General features: G+C 60.1%; 22 protein-coding genes. 12 read left to right on the top strand and 10 right to left on the bottom strand.

All coding sequences use genetic code 11. The features are described 5' to 3' along the window. Nucleotides 1-92 precede the first annotated feature (92 nt). From pspD to tyrR, 4 genes are all read left to right on the top strand, one after another. Nucleotides 93-359, top strand: coding sequence for a phage shock protein PspD (pspD, locus tag ACSBQV_RS04565; protein WP_099785782.1), 267 nt, complete (start codon nt 93-95; stop codon nt 357-359). Next, a complete protein-coding gene (locus tag ACSBQV_RS04560; protein ID WP_099785780.1) occupies nt 340-1,737 on the top strand; it encodes a YcjX family protein in 1,398 nt (465 codons plus the stop codon). The genes pspD and ACSBQV_RS04560 overlap by 20 nt, the downstream gene beginning before the upstream one ends. Next, complete coding sequence (locus ACSBQV_RS04555; RefSeq protein ID WP_033650280.1) at nt 1,734-2,795, top strand: YcjF family protein; 1,062 nt, start codon at nt 1,734-1,736, stop codon at nt 2,793-2,795. Before ACSBQV_RS04560 ends, ACSBQV_RS04555 begins: the two co-directional genes overlap by 4 nt. A gap of 313 nt (nt 2,796-3,108) precedes the next feature. Continuing rightward, nucleotides 3,109-4,680: a transcriptional regulator TyrR gene (gene tyrR / locus ACSBQV_RS04550; protein WP_033643230.1), complete on the top strand. Its 1,572-nt coding sequence runs from the start codon at nt 3,109-3,111 to the stop codon at nt 4,678-4,680. A gap of 56 nt (nt 4,681-4,736) precedes the next feature. Here tyrR and tpx read toward each other — a convergent pair whose 3' ends face one another. Then, nucleotides 4,737-5,240, bottom strand: a complete 504-nt coding sequence (gene tpx, locus ACSBQV_RS04545) for a thiol peroxidase (RefSeq protein ID WP_434991421.1) — start codon at nt 5,238-5,240, stop codon at nt 4,737-4,739. 225 nt (nt 5,241-5,465) lie between these two features. On the opposite strand from tpx, the gene ycjG reads away from it, so the two are divergent. Then, the gene (gene ycjG, locus ACSBQV_RS04540) at nt 5,466-6,440 is read left to right on the top strand and encodes an L-Ala-D/L-Glu epimerase (protein WP_046687132.1); all 975 of its coding nucleotides are present in this window, start codon (nt 5,466-5,468) and stop codon (nt 6,438-6,440) included. 3 nt (nt 6,441-6,443) lie between these two features. Here ycjG and mpaA read toward each other — a convergent pair whose 3' ends face one another. Continuing rightward, nucleotides 6,444-7,151 (bottom strand): murein tripeptide amidase MpaA, encoded by a 708-nt coding sequence (mpaA, locus tag ACSBQV_RS04535; RefSeq protein ID WP_033643228.1) that lies wholly within the window; start codon nt 7,149-7,151, stop codon nt 6,444-6,446. Between the two features lie 206 nt (nt 7,152-7,357). Here mpaA and ACSBQV_RS04530 point away from each other — a divergent pair, with 206 nt between their 5' ends. Together ACSBQV_RS04530 and ACSBQV_RS04525 are read left to right on the top strand one after the other, a co-directional pair. After that, nucleotides 7,358-7,708, top strand: coding sequence for a hypothetical protein (locus ACSBQV_RS04530; protein WP_015378006.1), 351 nt, complete (start codon nt 7,358-7,360; stop codon nt 7,706-7,708). Between the two features lie 158 nt (nt 7,709-7,866). Continuing rightward, entirely contained in the window at nt 7,867-9,501 is a 1,635-nt protein-coding gene (locus tag ACSBQV_RS04525; protein ID WP_181937714.1) for a peptide ABC transporter substrate-binding protein, read from the top strand. A 158-nt stretch (nt 9,502-9,659) separates the two neighbouring features. Here the strand turns inward: ACSBQV_RS04525 and ACSBQV_RS04520 are convergent, their stop codons facing one another. The 3 genes from ACSBQV_RS04520 to ACSBQV_RS04510 all read right to left on the bottom strand — a co-directional run bounded on the left by ACSBQV_RS04520 (nt 9,660) and on the right by ACSBQV_RS04510 (nt 11,955). Further along, complete coding sequence (locus tag ACSBQV_RS04520) at nt 9,660-9,908, bottom strand: hypothetical protein (RefSeq protein WP_004930507.1); 249 nt, start codon at nt 9,906-9,908, stop codon at nt 9,660-9,662. A gap of 194 nt (nt 9,909-10,102) precedes the next feature. Then, entirely contained in the window at nt 10,103-11,194 is a 1,092-nt protein-coding gene (locus ACSBQV_RS04515; protein WP_099785774.1) for a hypothetical protein, read from the bottom strand. After that, on the bottom strand, nt 11,146-11,955 hold the full coding sequence (locus tag ACSBQV_RS04510; protein ID WP_241900232.1) for a hypothetical protein: 810 nt from the start codon (nt 11,953-11,955) through the stop codon (nt 11,146-11,148). The genes ACSBQV_RS04515 and ACSBQV_RS04510 overlap by 49 nt, the downstream gene beginning before the upstream one ends. Nucleotides 11,956-12,005: 50 nt before the next feature. Between ACSBQV_RS04510 and zntB the strand changes: the two genes are divergently transcribed. Next, complete coding sequence (zntB, locus tag ACSBQV_RS04505) at nt 12,006-12,989, top strand: zinc transporter ZntB (protein ID WP_047575040.1); 984 nt, start codon at nt 12,006-12,008, stop codon at nt 12,987-12,989. 217 nt (nt 12,990-13,206) lie between these two features. Here the strand turns inward: zntB and ACSBQV_RS04500 are convergent, their stop codons facing one another. The 3 genes from ACSBQV_RS04500 to nifJ all read right to left on the bottom strand — a co-directional run bounded on the left by ACSBQV_RS04500 (nt 13,207) and on the right by nifJ (nt 18,454). After that, nucleotides 13,207-13,605, bottom strand: coding sequence for a VOC family protein (locus tag ACSBQV_RS04500; protein WP_099785770.1), 399 nt, complete (start codon nt 13,603-13,605; stop codon nt 13,207-13,209). Between the two features lie 147 nt (nt 13,606-13,752). Continuing rightward, nucleotides 13,753-14,691, bottom strand: coding sequence for a tRNA 2-thiocytidine(32) synthetase TtcA (ttcA, locus tag ACSBQV_RS04495; protein WP_033643222.1), 939 nt, complete (start codon nt 14,689-14,691; stop codon nt 13,753-13,755). 229 nt (nt 14,692-14,920) lie between these two features. Next, nucleotides 14,921-18,454, bottom strand: a complete 3,534-nt coding sequence (gene nifJ, locus ACSBQV_RS04490) for a pyruvate:ferredoxin (flavodoxin) oxidoreductase (protein WP_099786183.1) — start codon at nt 18,452-18,454, stop codon at nt 14,921-14,923. Between the two features lie 248 nt (nt 18,455-18,702). Between nifJ and ssmE the strand changes: the two genes are divergently transcribed. Then, nucleotides 18,703-19,035: a multidrug efflux SMR transporter SsmE gene (ssmE, locus tag ACSBQV_RS04485; protein WP_033632935.1), complete on the top strand. Its 333-nt coding sequence runs from the start codon at nt 18,703-18,705 to the stop codon at nt 19,033-19,035. A gap of 499 nt (nt 19,036-19,534) precedes the next feature. Beyond that, nucleotides 19,535-19,789, top strand: coding sequence for a DUF333 domain-containing protein (locus ACSBQV_RS04480; RefSeq protein WP_015377999.1), 255 nt, complete (start codon nt 19,535-19,537; stop codon nt 19,787-19,789). Nucleotides 19,790-19,818: 29 nt separating this feature from the next. On the opposite strand, the gene hslJ is transcribed toward ACSBQV_RS04480, so the two are convergent. Further along, nucleotides 19,819-20,244 carry a heat shock protein HslJ gene (gene hslJ / locus ACSBQV_RS04475; RefSeq protein WP_033643221.1) on the bottom strand — a complete coding sequence of 142 codons (426 nt, stop codon included), beginning with the start codon at nt 20,242-20,244 and terminating at the stop codon, nt 19,819-19,821. Nucleotides 20,245-20,296: 52 nt separating this feature from the next. Continuing rightward, nucleotides 20,297-21,289, bottom strand: a complete 993-nt coding sequence (locus ACSBQV_RS04470) for a 2-hydroxyacid dehydrogenase (protein WP_033650287.1) — start codon at nt 21,287-21,289, stop codon at nt 20,297-20,299. A gap of 443 nt (nt 21,290-21,732) precedes the next feature. On the opposite strand from ACSBQV_RS04470, the gene ACSBQV_RS04465 reads away from it, so the two are divergent. Both ACSBQV_RS04465 and ACSBQV_RS04460 read left to right on the top strand, forming a co-directional pair. Beyond that, the gene (locus tag ACSBQV_RS04465; RefSeq protein ID WP_099785768.1) at nt 21,733-24,345 is read left to right on the top strand and encodes a YdbH family protein; all 2,613 of its coding nucleotides are present in this window, start codon (nt 21,733-21,735) and stop codon (nt 24,343-24,345) included. After that, a complete protein-coding gene (locus ACSBQV_RS04460) occupies nt 24,342-24,539 on the top strand; it encodes a YnbE family lipoprotein (RefSeq protein WP_025302979.1) in 198 nt (65 codons plus the stop codon). The genes ACSBQV_RS04465 and ACSBQV_RS04460 overlap by 4 nt, the downstream gene beginning before the upstream one ends. Nucleotides 24,540-24,544: the final 5 nt, after the last annotated feature.

Here is a 24,544-nt window from a genome sequence, read left to right as displayed (position 1 = left end):
TCTTGCGATATCCGGCCTGTGCAGGCCGGATATCTCGCCGTCGTCATCCCGTTGAAGGTTATCTTAATCGTCTTGTGCCGGAGGGCATTGTCATGAATAAAATTGATGTCGCGAACGCCACCAGAACGGGTGGATTTAAATCAGGAACGGCGGCAATGTTGAAGACATTGGCTAAAGTCATCATCATAGCGTTATTGAACTATGGCCCGGCGGGCGCCGCCGGCTGGCTGTTGAAGACCGTCGGCCGCAAACCGGTGCGCTTCGTGCTGGCGCTGGTGCTGGAACCGCTGTTCCGTAAAGGCCTGAACAAGGCATTCGGGCGTTACGTCAAGGAGAGCAATGAAACGACTGCAAAATGAGTTAACCTCGCTGGTCAACCGCGGAATGGATCGCCATCTGCGCCTGGCGGTGACCGGCCTGAGCCGCAGCGGCAAAACCGCCTTTATCACCGCCTTCGTCAATCAACTGCTGCATGTGCACAGCGGCGCGCGCATGCCGCTGTTTTCACCGGTGCGCGAAGAACGCCTGCTGGGCGTCAAGCGCATCCCGCAGCGCGATCTCGGCATCCAACGTTTCACCTACGACGAAGGGCTGGCGCAGCTGTACGGCGCGCCGCCGTCCTGGCCGACGCCGACGCGCGGCGTCAGCGAAATCCGACTGGCGCTGCGTTACCGCTCCAACGACTCGTTGCTGCGCCATTTCAAAGACACCTCGACGCTGTACCTGGAGATCGTCGATTATCCGGGCGAATGGTTGCTGGATCTGCCGATGCTCGAGCAGGATTACCTGGCCTGGTCGCGGCAGATGACCGGGCTGCTGCAGGGGGAACGCGCCGAATGGGCCAAGCCCTGGCTTGACCTGTGTAAAACCTGCGATCCGCTGGCCCCGGCCGACGAAAATCGCCTGGCGGCGATCGCCCAGGCCTACACCGATTATCTGTTGCGCTGCAAAAGCGAAGGGCTGCACTTCATTCAACCGGGCCGTTTCGTGCTGCCGGGCGACATGGCCGGCGCACCGGCGCTGCAGTTTTTCCCGTGGCCCGATGTTGCCGCGGTGGGCGAGTCGAAACTGGCGCAGGCCGACAAACACACCAATATCGGCATGCTGCGCGCTCGGTTCAATTATTACTGCCAGTCGATCGTCAAAAACTTCTATAAAGAGCATTTCGTCCGTTTCGATCGGCAAATCGTGCTGGTTGACTGCCTGCAGCCGCTCAACAGCGGCCCGCAGGCGTTCAACGACATGCGCCTGGCGCTGACCCAACTGATGCAGAGTTTCCATTACGGGAAACGCACGCTGTTTCGCCGCTTGTTCTCGCCGACCATCGACAAACTGATGTTTGCCGCCACCAAGGCGGACCACATCACCGCCGATCAGCACGCCAATCTGGTGTCGTTGCTGCAACAGCTGGTGCAAGAGGCGTGGCAGAACGCGGCGTTCGAAGGCATCAGCATGGATTGCGTCGGCCTGGCCTCGGTGCAGGCGACCGAGAGCGGCATTGTCGATCATCAGGGGCAGCGTATTCCGGCGCTGAAGGGCAATCGCCTCAGCGACGGCGCGCCGCTGACGGTGTTCCCCGGCGAAGTGCCGGCCCGTTTGCCGGGGCCGGCGTTCTGGCAGAGCCAGGGATTCCACTTCGATGAGTTTCGCCCGCGCGCCATGAGCGTGGACAGCCCGTTGCCGCATATCCGTCTGGATGCGGTGATGGAATTTTTACTGGGAGACAAATTGCGATGAGCGAGCCGATCAAACCGCGTATCGATTTTGACGAGCCGTTGCAGCCGCCGCAGGAACCGACGTTGCGTGCCGGCGTCGCTTTCGACGCCGAGCAGGCGGAGAGCTTCTTTCCGGCGGCGCCGGAGCTGCAGCAGGAGGAGGAGGAAGGGCGCGCCGAGGGCATCATCAACGCTGCGCTGAAGCCGAAACGCAGCCTGTGGCGCAAAATGGTGACCGCCGGGCTGGCGCTGTTCGGCGTCAGCGTGGTGGCGCAGGGCGTGCAGTGGGTGCATACCGCCTGGGTGCAGCAGGACTGGATCGCCATGGGCGGCGGCGTGGCCGGCGGCCTGATCGTGTTCGCCGGCGTCGGTTCGGTGGTCACCGAATGGCGGCGTTTGTATCGGCTGCGCCAGCGCGCGGAAGAGCGCGACGTGGCGCGCGAGCTGTTGCACAGCCACGGACTGGGGCAAGGGCGCGAATTCTGCGAGAAGCTGGCGCGCCAGGCCGGGCTGGATCAGGGGCATCCGGCGCTGCAGCGTTGGCAGGCCTCGCTGCATGAAACCCAAAATGACCGTGAAGTGGTGGAGCTGTACGCCAAACTGGTGCAGCCGGTGCTCGACAATCAGGCGCGGCGCGAAATCAGCCGCTCCGCCGCCGAATCGACGCTGATGATTGCCGTCAGCCCGTTGGCGCTGGTGGATATGGCGTTTATCGCCTGGCGCAACATCCGTTTGATTAACCGCATCGCCGCGCTGTACGGCATCGAACTGGGCTACTTCAGCCGCATTCGTTTGTTCCGGCTGGTGCTGCTCAACATCGCCTTCGCCGGCGCCTCCGAACTGGTGCGCGAAGTGGGCATGGACTGGATGTCGCAGGATCTGGCGGCGCGACTGTCGGCGCGCGCGGCGCAGGGCATCGGCGCCGGGTTGTTGACCGCGCGGCTGGGCATCAAGGCGATGGAACTGTGTCGCCCGCTGCCGTGGCTGGAAGGGGAGAAACCGAAGCTTGGCGATTTCCGCAGCCAGCTGATCGGCCAGTTGAAAGACACGCTGAAAAAGAGCGACGGCAAGGCCAAATAACCCCGCGACGGCGCTCCTGGCAGCGCCGTTATTTCACCGGCGCCAACGCCGGACGTAATCGAGACTTGACGATAGTCGATCCCCCTGTGCTTGCGTGATAAATATCTGCAAAATTAAATCTGTTTGTGATAACTCTCTGTTTGTGGGCTAAAATGACGCCGATGCTGTTATTCGCTTGCGTTTAAAATCAGCAACCACGGCAATAAATCAGAGTTCTGTCAACTTTTGCTGACAGATCGCTTCTACCGCCCGGTGCGAGGGAGTATCATCATCGCTAACGATCCCCGCACCTGCAGAGATAAGGCCAACACTGATGCGTTTGGAAGTATTTTGCGAAGACCGCCTCGGTCTCACTCGAGAATTACTCGATCTTTTGGTATCGCGCAGCATTGACTTACGTGGCATCGAGATCGATCCCATCGGCCGCATTTACCTCAATTTCTCCCAGCTGGACTTCGATACTTTCCGCGCGCTGATGGCGGAGATCCGCCGCATCGCCGGCGTGACCGACGTGCGCACCGTCAGCTTTATGCCTTCCGAACGCGAGCATCGCGCGCTGCGTGCGCTGCTGGAGTCGATGCCGGAGCCGGTGTTCTCTATCGACATGAAGGGCAAGGTCGAGCTGGCCAATCCGGCGGCGCTGGCGTTGTTCAGCCTGAACGAAGACAAGATCCGCAACCAGACCGCCGGGGCGTTGATCGGCGGCTATAACTTCAGCCGCTGGCTGGAGAGTGAGCATACGGCGCCGCACTCAGAACGGGTGGTGATCCGCAGCCAGGACTTCCTGATGGACATTACGCCTATCTATCTGGAAGACGAACAGCAACAGCCGGCTGCGGTCGGCGCAGTGGTGATGTTGAAGTCCACCGCGCGCATGGGCCGCCAACTGCAAAATCTGTCGGTGAACGACGATACCGAATTCGATCACATCGTCGCGGTGAGCGCCAAGATGCGTCACGTGCTGGAGCAGGCGCGCAAACTGGCGATGCTCGATGCGCCGCTGCTGATCGTGGGCGATACCGGCACCGGCAAGGATATTCTGGCTCGCGCCTGCCACCTGCGCAGCCCGCGCGGCAAACAGCCGTTCCTGGCGCTGAACTGCGCCGCGCTGCCGGATGACGTGGTGGAGAGCGAGCTGTTCGGCCATGCGCCGGGCGCTTATCCCAACGCGCTGGAAGGCAAAAAGGGCTTCTTCGAGCAGGCCAACGGCGGTTCGGTGCTGCTGGATGAGATTGGCGAAATGTCGCCGCGCATGCAGACCAAACTGTTGCGTTTTCTCAATGACGGCACGTTCCGCCGGGTCGGCGAAGAGCATGAGGTGCACGTCGACGTGCGCGTGATCTGCGCCACCCAGAAGAACCTGACCGAGCTGGTGCAGCGCGGCGAATTCCGCGAAGACCTCTATTATCGCCTCAACGTGCTGACCATCACCATTCCGCCGCTGCGCGAACGTCCGCAGGACATCATGCCGCTGACCGAGCTGTTCGTGGCGCGCTTCGCCGATGAGCAGGGCGTGGCGCGGCCCAAGCTGGCGAACGATCTGGGCAGCTTCCTCAGCAAATACGGCTGGCCGGGTAACGTGCGCCAGCTGAAAAACGCCATCTACCGCGCGCTGACGCAAACCGAAGGCTACGAACTGCGGCCGCAGGATATCGTGTTGCCGGAGTTCGAGGTGGAGATGTCGCTGGGCGACGAGGTGCTGGACGGTTCACTGGACGACATCAGCAAGCGTTTCGAGCGCTCGGTGCTGACGCGCCTGTATCGCACCTATCCCAGCACCCGCAAGCTGGCGAAGCGGTTGGGCGTTTCCCATACCGCCATCGCCAACAAGCTGCGCGAGTATGGCCTGAGCAGCCGCAAAGGCGGCGCTGAGGGCGAAGAATAAAAAAGGCGCCTTGCGGCGCCTTCCCGTGTATCCAAAGCCGGCGTTCGCCGGCTTTATTATTTCAGCGCTGCCAGCGCCGCGTCGTAATCCGGCTCGATGGTGATTTCGTTCACCAGCTCGCTGTACAGCACGTTGTCCTGGCCATCCAGCACCACGACCGCACGCGCGGTCAGGCCCGCCAATGGACCTTCGGCGATTTCAACGCCGTACGCCTGTTTGAACTCGGCGCCGCGCAGGGTGGACAGCGTGACCACGTTGCTCAGGCCTTCCGCGCCGCAGAAACGAGACTGGGCGAACGGCAGATCGGCGGAGATGCACAGCACCACGGTGTTATCCAGGCCGCTGGCCAACTGGTTGAATTTACGCACCGACGTCGCGCAGACGCCGGTATCGATGCTTGGGAAGATGTTCAGGACTTTGCGTTTACCCGCGAAGCTGCTCAGCGCTACGTCTGACAGGTCTTTGGCAACCAGCGAGAAGGCCTTGGCCTGTTCGCCCTGCTGTGGCAGTTTGCCCGCTACGCTGACCGGATTGCCTTGAAAATGTACTGTCTGAGTCATTGCTAGATTCCTTTTACAGGTGTTTATACAAAGGGTATGAACCTGATGAAACGGCGCGCCGGCGGCGGCTGTTAACATCAGGTTCACACCCTGACGCCAGTTTATGACAAGCGGGGCGGATTGGATATCAAAGTTTGCTAAATAGTTGTATATATTAGGCTGTTCTATAAAACATCACCGGCGCATCAGCCTGCCTGGATGCGCAGTTTTCGCTCAGGAGCCGTTATGAGAGACATGCGTTTTTACCCGGAAGCCTGGCCGCTGCACACCGCCTTCGTGATCGCGCGCGGCAGCCGCACCGAAGCCAGGGTGGTGGTGGTCGAAATCGAACAGCAGGGCGTGCGCGGCGTCGGCGAATGCACGCCGTATCCGCGCTATGGCGAGAGCGAGGAATCGGTGATGACGCAGCTGGCTGAGATGGCGCCGGCGATCGCGCAAGGCATCACCCGCGAGCAGCTACTGACGCAGATGCCGGCGGGCGCGGCCCGCAACGCGCTGGACTCGGCGCTGTGGGATTTGGAGTGTGGTCTGCACGGGCAGAGCCTGTGGCAGCGCAGCGGCGTGACGGCGCCGGCGCAGATCCGCATGGCGCAGACCGTCAGCATCGGAACGCCGGAAGCGATGGCCTTCGCCGCGCGTGAGCTGGAGCGGCAGGGCGCCACGCTGCTGAAGATCAAACTCGACGATCACTATATCAGCGAGCGGCTGGTGGCGATCCGCGCCGCGGTGCCGCAGGCGACGCTGATTGTCGACGCCAATGAATCCTGGCAGGCGGAAGGGCTGGCGGCGCGCTGCCAGCTGTTGGCCGATCTCGGCGTGGCGATGCTGGAGCAGCCGCTGCCGGCCGGTGATGACGCCGCATTGGAACACTTTATTCATCCGCTGCCGATCTGCGCCGATGAGAGCTGCCACACCCGCGCCGATCTGCCGCGGCTGGCGCAACGCTATCAGATGGTCAACATCAAACTGGACAAAACAGGCGGCTTGACCGAGGCGCTGGCACTGGCGCAGGCCGCGCGCGAACAGGGATTCGCCATCATGCTCGGCTGCATGTTGTGCACGTCGCGGGCGATATCCGCCGCCTTGCCGCTGGCGCCGGCGGCGCGTTTCGTCGATCTGGACGGCCCGACCTGGCTGGCGCGGGACGTCGAACCGGGTCTGGCGTTCGAATGCGGGGCGATCGTCGATCTCGCCCCGTAGGGATTAATTCGGGTAGGTCAGCAGTTCGGTCATGGCGTCGATGTAGCGCTCGCTGGCGGCATCGGCGGAGATCGGCGGGAATTCGGCGGTGATGCACGGCAGCGACAGATCCGCGCACCAGCTGCCGAACGAACCTGGCGTTTCATAGCCGACGCTGGTCACCAGCGGGAGTTCGAACTTGTGCGACAGCCAAACGCCGAGCCGCGAGCTGGCGGGATCTTCGATGCAGGCCAGCGGCTCATGGAACGACACCACCCAATGCGGCTTCAGGCGATGGATCAGATGACACAGCGCCTGGGTTTCCGGTTCGGAGCCGGGGCGCCCGCCGGTGGAGAGCCTGACGTCGCGCACCGGCGCCGCGCTGTTCCAGCGATAGACGGTGTCGCCGGAGCGCCAGTTGGCGGCCGGGAAGTTGCGGTTCAGATCGACGCCGTTGGCATTGGCGCGCAGCCCCAGCTGACAGCCGTCGGGGTTGACCGCCAGCACCACGTGGTGGCGCAACTGTTCGGGGGCGATGCTGCGCAGCGCGCAGGACAGGGTTACGATGGCGGCGCTCTCATCGCCGTGGGTGCCGGCGATGATCAGCCCGGTTTCCGGGCCGCTGACCGCCGCCGGGAAATAGAGCAGCGGCGCGCCCAGCAGCGAGCTGCCGTAGTTCTCTCCTGCGACGGCCAACTGGCCACGTTCACTGCGCGGTCGATGTTCGGTCATGGTGTTGTCCCTGAGTTAAAGGCCGAGAGTCATTGTCATTTTATTCAGTGTATTACGCTTTGAGACATCTTTCCCATCGCAATTGTGCGGCGTTTGCGCGATCTGTGATGCGGTAGCGGCGAAAACGCCAATTAAACCGCACCTGGCCTGAGGCTGTTGTTATACTAACGGCAGAGCTAAGCCAATCACCCGCAAGAGGATTTAACATGCCAGTAGCCAGAATCATCGCCAGCTATAGCGAAAATGAAAATGACACCATCACGCTGCTGTGCGGCGTAGACGCTGAAAACCAGATCCGTCAGGGGGAATGGTTCGGCGTGGTGAAAAATGACGACGGGCGCGGGGACGAATCGAACTATCCGTTCACCCTGCATATCGATTACCAGAAAGATGCCTTCTATCTCGACTACGGCTACGACGACGCGGATGCGCGTCAGCTGCAAAAAACCGATATCTCGGCCCGTCCGCTGGCTGAGAAAGGCTTTTTCACCGTGTTCGATGAAGAAGAGGGTGAAGAGTTCAGCTACCGCATCAACAGTATCCACCTGTACGACTGACGGTCGCTGCCGCAATCCCACCCGTGCCGCCCTGCGCCGCACGGGTTTTTTATCGCCTGAATCGCACTTTTTGCAACTTCTCGCCCGCGGGCTCTAGGCCGGATGGATCTTGTGCTATATGATAAAAAATTCAGATGGTTAACGGGGGACAAATCATAATGACGGGAAAAAAAATGCAACGGGGTTTTCGTTTGGCGCTTTGCGCGGCGGCGATCGGCGCCTGTATGAGCAGCGCCATGGCGGCGCAGGTTCCCCCGGGCACCGCGCTGGCGGACAAACAGGAAATCGTGCGCCACATTAAAGACGAACCGGCCTCGCTCGATCCGATCAAAGCGGTTGGCTTGCCGGAGGCTCAGCTGGCGCGCGATCTGTTCGAAGGGCTGGTCAATCAGGACGCCAACGGCAAAGTGATCCCCGGCGTCGCCACCCGCTGGCAGACCAGCGACAATCAGACTTATATTTTCCATCTGCGTAAAGACGCGCGCTGGTCAAACGGTGACCCTGTCACGGCAAAAGACTTCGTTTACAGCTGGCAGCGGCTGGTAGAACCGAAAAATCTGTCGCCGTTCGCCTGGTTCGCGCAGCTGGCGGGGATCCAGAACGCCGAGCAGATCATCAGCGGCAAACTGCCGGCCGATCGCTTGGGCGTATCGGCGCCGGATGACTACACGCTCAAGGTGCAGTTGGACAAGCCGGTGCCGTACTTCGTCAGCCTGACGGCCAACTTCAGCCTGTTCCCGGTGAACAAGGCGGTGGTGGAAAAATACGGCAACGACTGGACCAAGGTCGGCAATCTGGTGGGCAACGGCGCGTTCAAACTGCAGGAGCGGGTGGTGAACGAGAAGCTGGTGCTGACGCCTAACGACCATTACTGGGATCATGCGCGCACCGTGCTGACCAAAGTGACCTTCGTGCCGATCAACCAGGAATCCAACGCCACCAAGCGTTATCTGGCGGGTGACATCGACATCACCGAATCCTTCCCGAAAAACATGTATCAGAAGCTGCTGAAAGACATCCCGGGGCAGGTGTACACCCCGGATCAGCTCGGCACCTATTATTACGCGTTCAACACCCAGCGTGCGCCGACCAACGACGTGCGGGTGCGTCAGGCTTTGTCCTACGCCATCGATCGCAAGATTATCGCGGAGAAAGTGTTGGGCACCGGTGAAAAACCGGCTTATCACTTCACGCCGGACGTCACCGCCGGGTTCAAACCCGAGGCGAGTTTGCTGCAACAGCAGCCGCAGGCGGAGCTGGACGCGCAGGCCAAGGCATTGCTGCAGGCGGCCGGCTACGGCTCGAACAACCCGCTGAAGCTGACGCTGCTGTATAACACCTCGGAGAGCCACCAGAAGATCGCCATCGCCGTGGCCTCGATGTGGAAGAAAAAGCTGGGGATTGACGTCAAGTTGCAAAACCAAGAGTGGAAAACCTACATCGACAGCCGCAATACCGGCAATTTCGATGTGATCCGCGCCTCCTGGGTGGGTGACTATAACGAGGCGTCGACCTTCCTGTCGCTGCTGACCTCCACCCACAGCGGCAATATCGCCAAGTTCAAGAATGCGGACTACGACAAGCTGCTGGCGCAGGCGGGGCGGGAAACCAACCCGGCGGCGGTGACCGCCGATTACAACAAGATGGAACAGATCATTGCCGATCAGGCGCCAATCGCGCCGATATACCAATACACCAACGGCCGCCTGATCAAACCGTGGGTAAAAGGCTACCCGATCACCAATCCGGAAGATGTGGCCTATAGCCAAACGATGTATATCATCAAACACTGAATGGGTTTATTTATCGCCCCCGCGCAATGCGGGGGCGTTATTTTATCGGCGGCGAAACCACGCGGCTAATTAATTTTTCCACGCGATAAACCCCGTTTAATAATAAACAGGGTTGCCATCATCACATTAATATTGTCTATTTCAGAGAGCGGTTACGCTTACAGACAGTCCCGCATGGCGTCCACCACTACGCGGCCGCTCATATCGGTCTGAGTAATGCGGTAGCTGGTGGGATAAGAACGACGGGTACTGAAACGATCGTGGACGGAGACCTTGCCAATCTGCAGGCCGGCGGCGTTTTTCACCACAAACTCACTGATCTCTTCCTGGCCCTGGTTTTGCAAATGGATATTGCTGATTTTTTCCAGCGTATCGCTGGCGTTTATTTTTAAATGGTCGCGTAACATAACTACCTCCTCGTAGTGAGAAAAGTATATGCCCCTAAAATTTGCGCTGAAACAGCTTTGTGTTGATTTATTATTATCATTTTGAATTAAAATTGATAGCAATATGTTAAGTCATAATAATAACGGCATTACCAGCGCTTTATCGGCGATATTGTCTGATTTATCGGCAATGGTTTATTTCAATGCCGTTATTATTAGTCTGCATTAATGGAGAACAGCGCTTGCCTGGCCGCCGGCGCGGGAAAGACGCAGGCGACGTTGTGTCCGCAGCCGGGAACGAGGGTTAGCCGATGCGGCTTCTCCGGCGCCAGATAGCGCCGGTCATAGTCGGCATAGGCCAGGGCGCGCTGCAACCGGTAGGGACCCTGCAGCTGGGCGGCGCAGGATTTGTCGAGTATCCGATAGTAGGCGCCCGGCGCGGTGCCGGTATCACCGTCTGCGGCCAGGTAGGTGATATCCGCCGCCGCATAGCGCCGACGGGCTGCGGCGGCGGTGCGCTGCAGGTGAGCGGGGAGCGCTTCCGGACCATATTTCCACTGGTTAGCCTGCGGGCACTGGCCGGCGTCCAGCGTTTGCCAGCGGAAGCGACAGGTTTTTTCACTGCCGCAGCGCTCCGGATGAAGGGGCTGGGGACGCAGGTTGTCAAAATAGAGCCAGCTGCCCGGATCGGCGACGACATAGCGCAGACGCACTCCGTCCGGCGGGTTGGCGAAGCCGACATAATGCTGCACGAATTGGGCGCCGGCGGAGAAACCGGCGACGGTGATCGACCGCAACGACGGCCAGCGCCGTTTCAGATCGGCCAGCAGGTTATCCATGGCGTTGAACGAGCCGGTTTTCCCGCCATTATCCAAACCGCCTTCGATCCAGGAGCCGCAGCGCCATAGGGCGTCACCCTCTTGCGGCGCCGGTAGCCCGGCGGAACGGCAGCGGGCGGCAAGCGTCTCCGGCACCTGGAACAGCGGGGCGACCAGCAAGCTGTTGTCTCCCGCTCCCTGCGCGGCGTCGATCGCCGCTTGCAATGTCTTGGCGACATCGCGCGGGTGGCCGTGCATCACCACCAGCGCGGTGCGCGGCTGGGGGGAGTGAGCGTGCGCGACAAAATAAGGCAGTGAACCCGCCGCCGTCGGCGCGTGATAGGGTGTGGCGAGGCGTTCTAACACCGGCTCTGCACGAGCCGATTGGCCGAACAGCAGCAGGGCGGCCATTGCGATGCAGCGCAGGCGGCGCATTCTCGTCAGGTTCGGCGCAGCGCAGCGCGCAGTTGTCTCAGGACTTCCCGGCATCGTTGTTCCTCACGCGCTCGTTGATAGTAGCGATAAAAGGCGCGTTCCGAACTGAGGTTACCCGCGCGTGCCAGCTGCCTGAAGGTCATGTATGCCAGGCTGAACATAATGATAATAAATAATAAACCGGGGAACAGCAGCTGCCAGCCGTCGGTGATGCGCGCATTAGGCAGATAGCGGAGTGAATAGGGCGTAATCAATACCCCTAACTGCTGCAGCCCCCATTGAGTCAACGCAGGGAACAGCACCAGCAACGTAACGAACACCAAATACAGCAAGAAATAGCGACAGGAAAGCAAGAAACGCTTGAACGCGTTATTGGCGCTTGGCCGCAAAACGAAGCCTGCGGGCGTGGCGCGCAGGATTTGCTGACGGCCACCGGTGAAACGATAGCGTTCCAGCGCCGCTACGCTATCCGGCAATGCCAGCAGCAGCTGCAGCGCAACAAGGCCGGCGCTGCGGTTGCCGATATAGTCGCGAAACCGCAACAGACGTATGGGGGCGCTTTGGGGCTTCTCGACGGATTCGAGCAGGTTTAACAGCTTATCGTGGTTTTCCCGCCGAATGCGAAAAGGCGTTTTGACCACGGCGATAAACAGCGTAATGACGGTCGGTAGGACGATTTTCAAGATATCTGCGGTGCTGATTTGTAACATGCGAGTTTCCTCTCGGGCTGTCTTGCGTTCCTGGCAGCAGAAGTATAGACCACGCTTATGGGACAACATGAAAACTGGCGTTACAGCTTGGTCTTTGATCTCCAAGGCGTTAACGCTAGACTCAGCAACATAAGCAAGACTGAGGGGATAAATGAATGGATGTGATTGAGGGGAGCGAGCTGCAGGTCGCCGACGCGGTTTACGCCTACCAGCTGGATGGCAAGGGCGGCGTCACGCCGATCGAGCAGGATGACAAGATCACCTGCGACGCGCCTTGTTGGCTGCATCTTGATTACGCGCACCCGGCCAGCGCCGAATGGCTGAGCACCACGCCGCTGCTGCCGGACTCGGTGCGCGAAGCGCTCTCCGGCGAAAGCTCACGGCCGCGCGTCAGCCGCCAGGGCGAAGGCACCATGATCACGCTGCGCAGCATCAACTTTAACGCCAACTCGCGGCCGGACCAGTTGGTCACCATTCGCGTGTACATCACCGATAAACTGATTATCTCCACGCGGCACCGCAAAGTGTATTCCATCGATCAGGTGGTGAACGATTTGCAAAGCGGCGCCGGGCCGACCAACAGCGGCAACTGGCTGGTGGAGATTTCCGATGCGTTGACCGATCACACCAGCGAATTCATTGAGGATCTGCACGACAAGATTATCGATCTGGAGGACGCCTTGCTGGAACAGCAGGTGCCGGAGCGTGGCCAGCTGGCGTTGATCCGTAAACAGCTTATCGTGCTGCGCCGTTACATGGCGCCGCAGCGTGACGTTTTCGCACGGCTGGCCAGCGACCGCCTGCCGTGGATGAGCGACGACGATCGCCGCCGCATGCAGGACATCGCGGATCGCCTGGGGCGCGGGTTGGACGATCTGGACGGCAGCATCGCGCGCACCGCCATCTTGTCCGACGAAATTACCACGGTGATGGCCGACGCGATGAACCGCCGCACTTACACCATGTCGCTGTTGGCGATGGTATTTCTGCCGACCACCTTCCTGACCGGGCTGTTTGGCGTCAACCTTGGCGGCATACCGGGCGGCGGCAACCCCTTCGGTTTCGCGGCATTTTGCCTGATGCTGGTCGGGTTGGTGCTTGGCGTCGCCTGGTGGCTGAAGCGCAGCCGCTGGCTGTAGGCGAAAATGACGAAAACCCGGTTAACATTGAGCAAAATCAACATTTAGCCGGGGGAAATGGGGCATGATCTCTCTCGCAGGTGAATGCAACGTCAAGCGATGGGCGTTGCGCTCCATAATTGTCTTACTTTCTTATTTTTGAATTACTGCATAGCACATTTGATTCGTACAATGCCGGTTTAATCACCGGCATTTTTTTATTCGATTTCTCTCTTCCTCAGGCCGCGCTTTCATCCCAGAAGCTGGCTTCAATCTTGTGCCCATCCAAATCACGGACAAAGCAGCCGTAGTAAGCCTCACCGTAGTGCGGCCGCGAACCGGGCGCGCCTTCATCGACGGCGCCGGCCAGCAGCGCCTGGCGATGGAATTCATCCACCTGTTGCTTACTTGTGGCAAAAAAACCGACGTGCGTGCCGTTGCCGGGTGAAGCGGGCTGGCCGTCGATCGGCACCTGCAGCCAAAACTCCGGGTAGTCGCGGCCGTAACCAATGGCGCCGGGATGCTCCAGCACCCGTCGGCAACCCAAAGCGGCCAGCGTGCGATCGTAAAAGGCCGCGGCGGCCTCGAAATCGTTGGAGCCCAGCGAGACGTGGGACAGGCAGGGGGTGATATTCATTGCGCGATCTCCATATGACTGTATAAATAAACAGTATAGGGTAAAAACGGCACTGCCCAGTAAATTTTGCGCAAACTGTGAACAGGATCGAGATCGTCGAGAGAGGGAAAAGGTCGCCGCTCGCAGGGTGGCGAGCGGCGAGGGGACTTATTTGATTTCCAGCACGTCCAAACGCGCCGGCGCAGGCGCCGCGTCGTCCGAATCTTCCGGCTGCCAGCCGACCGGCTGCATCGGAATGTCTTCGCGATCGAAGGCCAAATCGCCGCCGTCCACCACCGCGCTACCGTGGTGAATGCCTTTGAAATCGAACAAATTGATATCGCTCAGGTGCGAAGGCACCACGTTTTGCATGGCGCTGAACATGGTTTCCAGCCGGCCTGGGTAACGTTTGTCCCAGTCGCGCAGCATGTCGCCGATCACCTGGCGCTGCAAATTAGGCTGAGAGCCGCACAGATTGCATGGAATGATCGGGAACGCTTTGGCGATCGAGAAACGCTCGATGTCTTTCTCGCGGCAATAGGCCAGCGGGCGAATGACCACGTGCTTACCGTCGTCGCTCATCAGTTTGGGCGGCATGCCTTTCATCTTGCCGCCGTAGAACATGTTGAGGAACAGCGTCTGCAGAATATCGTCGCGGTGGTGGCCCAGCGCGATCTTGGTGGCACCCAGTTCGGTGGCGGTGCGATACAGAATGCCGCGGCGCAGGCGCGAGCACAGTGAACAGGTGGTTTTGCCTTCCGGGATCTTGTCTTTAACGATGCTGTAGGTGTTTTCTTCGACGATCTTGTACTCCACCCCCAAGCCTTCCAGGTAAGCAGGCAGAATATGCTCAGGGAAGCCGGGCTGTTTCTGGTCGAGATTCACCGCCACCAGCGAGAAATTGATCGGCGCGCTTTGCTGCAGATTGCGCAGGATCTCCAGCATGGTGTAGCTGTCTTTGCCGCCGGACAGACAGACCATGATGCGGTCGCCTTCTTCAATCATATTGAAATCGGCGATCGCTTCGCCCACGTTGCGGCGCAGGCGCTTTTGCAATTTGTTCAGGTTGTACTGCTCTTTTTGGCTAACGGATTGCTTTTCTGACATTTAAATCGTGCTCATTCTCAATGGGGGGCACTAGGGGCATGGCGTTGTAGACCGCGAGTTTACCATTCAACCGGCCGATTTTGATCATTATTCATCATCCAGCTTCCACGCGCCCGACGCGAGGCCTGTATGGTACGGATTGCGCGCAGGAATGCCAGCAGGTTTTATTGCTACGCCTTACGTCAACGGTAAAAGATCAGGGCGCGAATCGCTCGCGCCCTAAGGGAGGTTACTCAGCGGCGGACTTTTCCGCCTTGCCGGCCAGCAGACTGAGGAAATCGTATTTCTCCTTCAGCTCTTTCTCGGCGGCCTGATACAGCGCGCTGGCCACCTCCGGCTGCTGCGCGTTCAGGCGGCGGAAACGCTGTTCTTTCAGCAGCGTTTCCGACAGGTTGCTGTTCGGCGGCCGTGAATCCAACGCCAATGCGGCCTTGCCCTCGGCGCTGCGACGCGGATCGAAGCGGTACAGCGGCCAGAAGCCGGTGGCGGTCAGTTGTTTCATCTGATCGTGGCTGAGCGCCAGATCGTAGCCGTGCTCTTCGCACGGGCTGTAGGCGATGATCAGCGACGGCCCCGGATAGGCCTCGGCCTCCTGAATCGCTTTCACCGTCTGGTTGAGCTGCGCCCCCAGCGAGATCTGCGCAACGTAAACATGGCCGTACATCATCATGCTGACGCCCAGATCCTTGCGCGCCTTGCGCTTGCCGTGCTCGCCGAACTTGGTCACCGCGCCGAGCGGCGTGGCCTTCGACTGCTGGCCGCCGGTGTTGGAGTAGCACTGGGTGTCGAGCACCAGCACGTTGACGTTCTCCGTCAGGCTGAGGACGTGATCCAAACCGCCGAAGCCGATGTCGTAGGCCCAGCCGTCACCGCCGATCAGCCAGATGGATTTATCCACCAGATAGTCGGCGTCGGTCGCCAGCTGGCGCGCATCTTCACCTTCAATACTCGCCAGCAGCGCGCGCAGTTCGGCGATTTGCTTACGGCGCGGCTCCGGCGCCACGTCTTCCATCTGCAGGGCATTGACCAACTGCTCCGGTAGCTGCGGCGCCAGCGAATTCAGCAGGCGCAGCACCCGCGCGCGATGTTGATCGACCGTCAAACGGAAGCCCAGGCCGAATTCGGCGTTGTCTTCGAACAGCGAGTTGGCCCATGCCGGCCCGCGCCCTTCGGCGTTGGTGGTGTACGGCGTGGTCGGCAGGTTGCCGCCGTAGATCGACGAACAGCCGGTGGCGTTGGCGATTAGCAAACGGTCGCCATAGAGCTGGGTCAACAGCTTGATGTACGGCGTTTCGCCGCAGCCGGAGCAGGCGCCGGAGTACTCGAACAGCGGCGTGATCAGCTGCGAGGTGCGAATGTCGATGCGTTCCAGCTGCGCCGTATCGATTTCCGGCAGCTGCAGGAAGAAATCGTAGTTGTCTTTTTCCGCCGTCAGATTATCGAGGCGTGAAGCCATATTGATGGCCTTGATCTCCGGGTTCTGGCGATCTTTCGCCGGGCAGACCTCGACGCACAGGTTACAGCCGGTGCAATCTTCCGGCGCCACTTGCAGTACGTATTTTTGCCCGCGCATATCGCGCGCTTTGACATCCAGCGACTGCAGGGAGGCGGGGGCGTGTTCCATCTCCGCCGGCTGCACGACCTTGGCACGAATGGCGGAGTGCGGACAGGCGGCGACGCAATGGTTGCACTGGGTGCACAGGTCGGGCTGCCAGATCGGGATCGCTTCGGCGATGTTGCGCTTTTCCCACTGGGTGGTGCCCACCGGCCAGGTGCCGTCCGGCGGGAAGGCGGAAACCGGCAGCGCATCGCCCAGTCCGGCCAGCATCGCGGCGGTAACGGTTTTGACGAAGTCAGGCGCGGCGTCCGAGACCACCGGCGGGCGCATCGGGCTGCTGTCGTCGACCGGCTGCAGCGGGATTTCAATCAGCGCGCCGCGGGTGGCGCCCAGCGCCTGCCAGTTGCGCTCGACGATCTCCTGGCCTTTGCTGCTGTAGCTGCGGGCGATGGCGTCCTGCAGCTGTTGCAGCGCCACGTCGCTTGGCAGGATCTGCGTCAGATGGAAAAACGCCATCTGCATGACGGTGTTGATGCGCGCGCCGAGCCGGCATTCACGCGCCAGCTTGGCGGCGTTGATGATGTAGAAACGCGCCTGGCGTTGATGCAACAGCGCCTGTACCTCCTGCGGCAGGCGCGACCAGACTTCGTCGGCGCCGTAAGGGGTATTGAGCAGGAAGGTGCCGCCGGGTTTGAGGCGCTCAACCATCTGGTACTTATCGATAAACTGCAGCTGGTGGCAGCCGACGAAATCCGCCTGGCTGACCAGATAGGCCGAATTGATCGGTTGCTCGCTAACGCGCAGATGCGACACCGTCAGGCCGCCGGCCTTTTTGGAGTCGTAGACGAAATAGCCCTGCGCATACAGCGGCGTGGCGTTGCCGATGATTTTGATGTTGTTCTTGGTGGCCGAGACCGAGCCGTCGCTGCCCAAACCGTAGAATAGCGCTTCCAGCGAGGCGCGCTGCGGCAGGATTTCGTCGCTCAGCGGCAGCGAAAGGCCGGTGACGTCATCGAAGATACCGACGGTGAAACGCGGGCGTGGCTGCGGCTGGGCCAGCTCGCGAAACACCGCCAGCGCGCAGTCCGGGCCGAACTCCTTCGACGACAGGCCGTAACGGCCGCCGATCACTCGCGGCAGCGTGGCGCGCTCGCCCCGGCTGTAGGCTTCCGCCAGCGCGGTCATCACGTCCAGATACAGCGGCTCGGCCAGCGCGCCCGGTTCTTTGGTGCGATCGAGCACCGCGACGCTGCGCACGCTGTCCGGCAGCGCGCCGAGCAGGTGTTTGGCGGAGAACGGCCGGAACAGCCGCACTTTCAGCACGCCGACTTTTTCGCCGCGGGTCAGCAGGGTGTCGATCACTTCTTCGCAGGTGCCGGCGGCGGAGCCCATCACCACCACCACGCGTTCGGCCTGCGGGTGGCCGTAATAGTCGAACGGCCGGTAGTGGCGGCCGGTGAGGGCGGCGAAGGCCTCCATGGCGTCGATCACGTGCTGGTCGGCGGCGTCATACCAAGGGTTGGTGGCCTCGCGCGACTGGAAATAGGTGTCAGGGTTGGCGGAAGTGCCGCGCACCACCGGATGATCCGGCGACAGCGCCCGGCGGCGGTGGGCGTCGATCGCCGCCTGCGGCAGCATGTGCCGCAACGTATCGTCGCTGAGCGGTACGATTTTATTGATCTCGTGCGAGGTGCGGAACCCGTCGAAAAAGTGGATGAACGGCAGGCGCGCGTTGAGGCTGGCGGTCTGCGAGATCAGCGCGAAATCCTGCGCTTCCTGCACGCTGCCGGCGCACAGCATGGCGCAGCCGGTCTGGCGCACCGCCATCACGTCAGAGTGATCGCCGAAGATTGACAGCGCGTGCGTGGCCACGGTGCGCGCGGCGACGTGCAGCACAAACGGCGTCAGCTCGCCGGCCAGTTTGTACAGCGTCGGGATCATCAGCAGCAGACCCTGCGATGAGGTGAACGAGGTGGACAGCGCGCCGGTCTGCAAGGCGCCGTGCACGGTGGCGATCGCGCCGCCCTCCGACTGCATTTCCACCACGCGCGGGATATCGCCCCAGATGTTTTGCCGGCCATCGCCGGACCAGGCGTCCGCCTGCTCCGCCATGGTGGAACTTGGCGTGATAGGGTAGATGGCAATCACTTCGTTGGTGCGATAGGCCACGGAAGCGACTGCATTATTACCATCTGTAGTTATCATCGACATTACCTTTTCATTGCTCACAAAGCCGCGAAAGCGCACTTTCGCAGTAATGGAAAAAAGTCTAACAGAGGGTTTGAACGCGGCTTTATCGCGTTTGTGTGGCGGGCGATAAATCGGCAAGCGTATCCGGCATCGCTATTTGCATCGCCGGTTGAGGTCACTTCAATAAATTGTTTTCGCCGTTTAAAGACAATTTATTTCCGGCGCGTCATAATTGCGCATCGGTAAACTGACAGAAGAAAACCATGAGCGGATTTATGTATTTGACGATGGCGATAGTCGCGGAAGTGATCGCCACCACCATGTTGAAAGCCTCCGAGGGCTTTACCCGTCTGTGGCCGTCGCTGCTGGTGGTGCTGGGCTACGGCGTGGCGTTTTGGGGGCTGTCGATGGTGGTCAAGAGCATGCCGCTGGGCATTGTGTATGCGATTTGGTCGGGCATGGGGATCGTGCTGGTGTCGGTCGCGGCGGTATTCGTTTATCAGCAAAAATTGGATTGGCCGGCGATTGTCGGCATGGGATTAATTATTGCCGGCGTGCTGGTAATTAATTTACTGTCGAAAGCCTCTGTGCACTGAATGTTATTTTGATGTAAAAAAAGCCGGCGTGACAGCAAGTCGCGCCGGTTGAAGAATTCAGCCATCATTCACTGAAAATAGTGGAATGCTAATTAGTTAGCGCCGTCAGCATAGACGCAAATATCATCCTCTCCGGTAGCAAAAAATGCGCCGTCACGCCGAAAGCACGCGGGGTTAATTAATACCGATATCATGCGAAGAAACCCCGTCGCCGGCAACGGTGACGTTATCACTTTCTCTCTGCGGCCGGGGCGGGCGGTGGGGGCCGCTGTCACGTTTAACCTCCCGCAATGGGGGCGGAAATATTCTGCAAACAAAATAAATGTCTAGCCGGTGCAAAAAAACCACAAATAATGGCCGGAATATATTTTCATTATTTATATATCGAGCTAGATTAAACAAGTTTGCATCAAAGATAGCGAAACGTGTCCGCCAAGTGACGCGCGTTATCGGCAATGGCGATTTTACACAGCGCAGTTCCGGGTTCAGGAGTGGGATAATGACGACATCAAAATGGCTGCTTGCCAGCGCCGTGCTGCTTTTAGCCGCCTGCAGCAGCAACAACGAAGAGCCAGTACAGCAGGGCAACAGTGCCAGAATCAATACGTTGCAGACCAGCGCCGGTTGTGCGGCGGTCGGCGGCGTCACCACCATCGCGCACAACTTGAACGGTGAAGCGCTGCGCATGTGCCAGATGCCGAACGGCAAACAGTGTGAGGAACGCACGCTGGGCCTGGGCAGCTGCGCCGGGTAAGCCCACGGCGCCAGGCCTGGCGTTCAGAATCAATATACCCAGTCGCGCAGGGCATAAACCAGCGTGTGGCCGCTGCCGTTGAGCGTCAGCTGCTGCGCGCTCAGCGTCACTTCGGCGCCGTTTTCCAACACGGTGCCGATCACCCGATCCCAGCGATTGCGCTGCTCATCAGGGCACAGCCTGCGCGTCGAGGCCAACGGTTTTACCGTCAGTACGCCGTCGCGTAATTGCCCCTGGCCGAAAAAGCGGTTGCACATCGCGCCGGACACGTGCAGGTTCTCGCCGAACTCCAGATTGAGCAGGACGCCGCCCGTTGGGGATTTTGCCGCTTCGCCATCGACGCTCTGCAACACGAAATTATGATGCATCAGATCGCCGGGCGTAACGGTCGCGGGTGGTTTCATGCTGCATCCCCCCAAGACCAGCGCCGCAAGGGCGGCCATCGTTGTTCTCATCGTCGCGCTCTCAAATAAACAGGGCGCCGCAAGGGGCGCCCCGAGATGCCATTTACGCGTTCAACTGGTTCGGGCAGGCTTCGCCGCGATCCAACTGGCTGATGTTTTGCAGCGTGGTTTGCGAAATGCTGGTCAGCGCCTCTTCGGTCAGGAAAGCCTGATGGCCGGTGAACAGCACGTTGTGGCAGGCCGACAGGCGGCGGAACACGTCATCCTGAATCACGTCGTTAGACTTGTCTTCAAAGAACAGATCGCGTTCGTTCTCGTAGACGTCCATCCCGAGCGCGCCGATTTTTTGCTGCTTCAACGCGTCGATGGCGGCGGTAGAGTCGATCAGCGCGCCGCGGCTGGTGTTGATCACCATTACGCCGTTTTTCATCATCGCGAAGGCGTCGGCATTCAGCAGATGGTGGTTTTCCGGCGTCAGCGGGCAGTGCAGGGTGATTACGTCGGATTGCGCGTACAGCGTTTTCAGGTCGACATACTCTGCGCCCAGTTCCAGCGCCTGTTCGCTGGGGAACGGATCGTAAGCCAGCAGCTTCATGCCGAAGCCTTTGAGAATGCGCATCGTCGCCACGCCGATTTTACCGGTGCCGATCACGCCGGCGGTGCGATTGTGCATGTTAAAGCCGATCAGCCCTTCGAGTGAGAAATTGGCGTCGCGGGTGCGTTGATATGCGCGGTGAATACGGCGGTTCAGGCACATCATCATGCCTACCGCGTGTTCCGCCACGGCTTCCGGCGAGTAGGCCGGCACGCGCACTACCTTGATGCCCAGCGCTTTGGCGGCGTCCAGATCGACGTTATTAAAACCGGCGCAGCGCAGGGCGAGAATTTCGACGCCTAGCGCCGCCAGTTCTTCGAGCACTTCACGGCTGCCGTCGTCGTTGACGAAGATACACACCGCCTTGCAACCGGCGGCCGTTTTGGCGGTTTTTTTACTGAGTAAAAAGTCGAAGAATTCCAGCTCATAGCCAAACTGCTGATTCACCAGTTCGAGATATTTACGGTCATACTGTTTGGTGCTGTATATCGCCAATTTCATCGTGGTTTCTCCACCGTGATTTTGTGATCAATTTAACAGATTTTAGTAAATTCGACAATTGGTTAGCCACGCTGCAGGGCTGCTGTGGGCTGACGACGGTGAAGGGAAGGCGACGGTGAGGCGGGCGACAAAAAAATCCCCACGGGGGTGTGGGGAATGGCTTCTCTAGTACACAGTTAGCTAGCAGCTAAACTTTTATTAGAATGCTTGCAAGACTATTAATCATCAACGGTAACAACAATAACAAAAGTCTGAAAACTGTCCTATTTATGTGATGTATATGTAACGAAAATCTACAACTCCGCGCACGCTTGCGCCAAAAGGGTGCAAATCGCCTCTGCGACCGCGCTCAGCTTCACCCTATGTCAAATTCGTGCCATCATTATTGTCAATTCAGGCATAGACTTAACCAATGCCTAACACAGGAACGAAGCAATCATTTAATGACCAGGCGATTGAAAGTATTCATAGGGACGGTGGCGAGCTGCGCAATCCTGGTGCTGGCGTTGTGGCAAACCTTGCCGCGCTGGCTGCCGGGGGTGTTATCGCATTGGTTGCCGGCGGGAAGCCGACTGGAGTTGCAGGGCAAATTGCATTGGCGCCAGGGCGGCCTGACGTTGGCGGGGGCGCGTTTCACCGCGCAAGATTGTCTGCTGGCCAGCGTCGGGCCGACGCGGCTGGCTTATCGGCAAGGCCGCTGGCAGCTGTCGAGCGATAAGGTCAGCGTCGATAGCGCCTGTTTGTCAAAACTGCCGGGCGGCGACGCCAACAGCGCGCCGCTTGCGCTCGATCAACTGCAGCGGCAGCTGCCGCCGCTGGATCTCACCATTCATGACCTCACGCTCATTCCCTGGCAGCGTTATGCCGGGAAGCTGCAGCTTTCCTCCGGCTCTGACGGACAACGTCTGCATTATCGGGGGCCGAATCTCAGCGCCGAGGCGCAGCTGGATGAAAAACAGCAGCTGACGTTGCACAGCCTGACCGTCATTCCGCCCAACAGCGCGCAACCGCTGCGCCTCGCGGGCAAGATAACTATCCCGCTGGATCTGGCCAGCCTGCCGACGCAGGGCGCGCTGCAGGGTGAAATGCAGACGGCCTATCTGGAAAAACCGGTTTTGCTGGATATGCGCTGGCAACAGCAGCAGGGCGTGTTGACGGTGAGCGAGAAAGGCGACGATCGGCCGCTGGCGGTGCTGCCGTGGGAAGTGACCCCGCAGCGGGTCAGCATCAAGCAGGGCGAGTGGCGTTGGCCTTACAGCGGACAGCCGTTGAACGGCGGCCTCAGCATCGCGCTGCACGATTGGAGCAAGGGACTGGATGAAACGGAGATCAGCGCGCGGCTGAACGTGATCACCGCCGGCCACAACGGCAAGGGCAATGCGGTGCTCACCCTCGGGCCGGGCAAGGTGGGGCTGACCGACAGCGATCTGCGGTTCCAACTGACCGGCCAGGCCAATCTGGCCGACTTCTCCGCTACCGCGTCGATCCCGGGCGTGCTCGGCGGCAGCATTCTCAACCCGACGCTGGTTCTGCAGCCGGGTTCGTTGCTGCGCCTGTGGGGCAAGGTGACGCCGGAAATGACGCTGGAAGAGGCGCGTTTGCCGCTGGCGGGCGTGAAGGTGACCGCCGCCGGTATTACCGGCCGCCTGCAGGCGATTTTGAGCGCCAGCGACAGTTACTGGGGCCGCTTCAAGCTGCATCTGGACGGCCAGGCGCAGGATTTCTGGCCGGACAAGGGCCACTGGCAATGGCGCTACTGGGGCAATGGCCGCTTGCCGCCGCTGCAGGCCGCCTGGGACGTGGCCGGCAGCGGCAGCTGGCGCGACAGCGAGTTGGTGCTCGATAAACTCTCCACCGGCTTCGATAAGTTGAAGTACGGCCTGGTGACGGTCGCCGCGCCGCGCTTGAGCCTCAACCAGCCGCTGCGCTGGCGGCGTGATGAACAAAGCCCGCAGTTCAACGGTGAGCTGCAGCTGGCGGCGGATAAGGTCAGCTTCAGCGATGGCGGCTATCTGCCGGCGCCGGTGCTGGCGCTGCAGGTGAACGGCCGTTCGCCGGACAGTTTCCAGATGCAGGGCAAGCTGCAGGCGCAACAGATTGGTCCGATCGCGCTGCGCGGCCGTTGGGACGGCGAACGTCTGCGCGGCGAAGGCTGGTGGCCGAAACAGTCGCTGAAGGTCTTCCAACCGCTGCTGGCGCCGGATCTCAATCTCACGCTGCGCGACGGCGAGTTTTACGCGCAGTCGGCGTTTTCCGCCGCCCGCGAACAAGGGTTCGAGGCCGGTGGCCACTGGGTGGTGAAAAACGGCGGCATGTGGCTGAAGGACGGGGAGATGAGCGGCCTGGATTTCATCCTGTCGTACCGGTTCAAGCAGCATCACTGGCAATTGGGAGCTAAACAGCCGGTATCGCTGCGCATCAAGTCTTTCACCAACCTGTTCGAGATGCAGAACATTTCCGCCGATTTGCAGGGCACCTATCCTTATAGCGAAGGGCAGCCGCTGACGTTGAGCAACGTCGGCGTGGACATGCTCAACGGGCATATCAGCCTGTCGGCGCTGCGGTTGCCGCAGCATGACGCCGCAGTGCTGAAGCTGGACAAGGTCGATCTCAGCGCGCTGTTTACCGCCCTGAAACCGAAGCAGTTCGCCATGTCCGGCCGCGTCGACGGCGAGTTGCCGCTGTTCCTGAACCATCCGAAGTGGCTGGTGCAAAACGGCTGGATCGCCAACGCCGGCACGTTGACGCTGCGCCTGGACAAAGACATGGCCGACGCCATCGGCAGCAACAACCTGGCGACCGGCGCGGCGATCGACTGGCTGCGCTACATGGAAATCAACCGTTCGCATGCCCGGGTCGATCTCGACAACCTGGGCGAGCTGACGCTGAGCGCGCGCATCGACGGCATCAACCCGCAGAAAAGCGCCAAGCGCGAGGTGATCCTGAACTATCGCCATCAGGAAAACGTGTTTCAGCTGTGGCGCAGTTTGCGCTTCGGCGACAATTTACAGGAGTGGCTGGAGCAGGCCCTCTCACAACCTGGGGAGCAACAATGAAAATCATGAGTGTGTCGACGCTGGCAGCGGTGCTGTGCGTTTCGCTGCTGAGCGGCTGCGTGCCGCGCATCGAGGTGGCGACGCCTAAGGATCCGATCACCATCAATATGAACGTCAAGATCGAACATGAAATTCATATCAAGGTGGATAAGGACGTCGAAAACCTGCTGAAAACCCAAAGCGGTCTGTTCTAGGAGCC

The organism is Serratia sp. B501, from assembly GCF_051172315.1.
GTDB lineage: Bacteria > Pseudomonadota > Gammaproteobacteria > Enterobacterales > Enterobacteriaceae > Serratia > Serratia ureilytica.
The sequence above is the reverse complement of the archived record's forward strand: the minus strand, read 5'-3'. Positions and strand labels throughout refer to the sequence as shown.